Raw genomic sequence first — 512 nt, 5'->3', positions numbered from 1 at the left:
TGGGATCGTCCTCGGGCGTGTAGTACGCCATCGCCGAGTACGTCTTCGAGAAGTCTATGGATATGTCCGCAAGGGTCACCATCTGATCGTTCGGACTGCCCGGATAGCGTGTGATGTTTGCGTATCCGATCTCCGTTCCGTCCTCGTACAGATGTATCTCGACGTTGTGCCACTTCTCTCCCGCTATCCGGAAGGCGAAGGAGGCGTTGAGGTAGTACTGTAGTATGCTCTCTATCGTTGGAGCAACGTTGTTGACCGTAACGACGGTCTGTTCGACCGTGACACCACCGTCATCGTCCATCACCGTGAGCGTGACCGTGAAGTCGCCGTTGTCTCCCCAGACGTGTGAGATCGTGTGAGTCGCATCGAAAGGATAGGTTCCCCAGGGACTCTTTGACGGGTCGGCGTTGATTCCATCGTTGTAGAACGCCATCGCATCAGTCGTGCCGTCTCCCCAATCCCATATGAAGGTCAGGTCATCGCTTCCGGGATCTGTCACCGCGGCGGTGAAC

The 512-nt window shown here is 56.2% G+C and carries 1 protein-coding gene; it reads right to left on the bottom strand.

Annotated elements, in window-relative coordinates; genetic code table 11:
• Positions 1 to 512, bottom strand: a 512-nt coding sequence (locus LN415_10030) for a PKD domain-containing protein (GenBank protein ID MCJ2557409.1), incomplete at both ends; no start/stop codon positions are given.

Source organism: Candidatus Thermoplasmatota archaeon (assembly GCA_022848865.1).
Classification (GTDB): Archaea; Thermoplasmatota; Thermoplasmata; order RBG-16-68-12; family JAGMCJ01; genus JAGMCJ01.
The sequence above is the reverse complement of the archived record's forward strand: the minus strand, read 5'-3'. Positions and strand labels throughout refer to the sequence as shown.